We start from the raw sequence: 610 nt of genomic DNA on the forward strand, positions 1-610 counted from the left end.
GCGACGTAGACTAGCGAATCAGGACAACAAGTTTACGTCTTTATCAAACCGTCCGTGAAAACGGGGTAGAACCCCTCCAATAAGATGGTACATAACGTCCTAAATGTCTGGGACCTCTGAAATCTGTCCATATGAACGGTCAACAATTGTGAACTTGCTTACGACACTCTCTAGGATTTCATCTGAAAGTAACCTTAACAACCCAGAAGAGTCATTAAAATCCTTACTTAATGGCTTACAAGGTTGTTTTGCCGCTGATGAATGCATTTTTGTAAAGGAGCTCAGTAATGAACTAGCGCCGGTCTTCATTGAGGATGATAAATACTTCCAGATGAGTGAATGCAGAAGTACACTTGAAACTTTATTACACCGCTTTGCCAACTCCGTTTATGAAGAATTAGCTGTTAGGGAAAACGAGGATTTAGTCTTTAATGGAAAGACAGTTAAAGACTGGCAAATAATAAAAATTGCCGAGCCAGCTGGTTTAATTGGCTATATCGTTTTACTAAGCTATTTTCATAATCTCAATCCATCCCGATTTCAGATAATAAGTGCACCACTCATGGTTAAACGGTGAGAAGAGATCAACTGCCTGTTGGTGGTACTCTAT

General features: G+C 39.8%; 1 protein-coding gene. It reads left to right on the forward strand.

The window, feature by feature from the left end; translation table 11 throughout:
• Positions 1-148: 148 nt before the first annotated feature.
• Positions 149-577, forward strand: coding sequence for a hypothetical protein (locus JKP77_RS22180; protein WP_218313347.1), 429 nt, complete (start codon positions 149-151; stop codon positions 575-577).
• The last annotated feature ends 33 nt before the right edge of the window (positions 578-610 follow it).

This window comes from Alteromonas antoniana (genome assembly GCF_019249295.1).
In the GTDB taxonomy this organism is placed as follows: Bacteria; Pseudomonadota; Gammaproteobacteria; order Enterobacterales; family Alteromonadaceae; genus Alteromonas; species Alteromonas antoniana.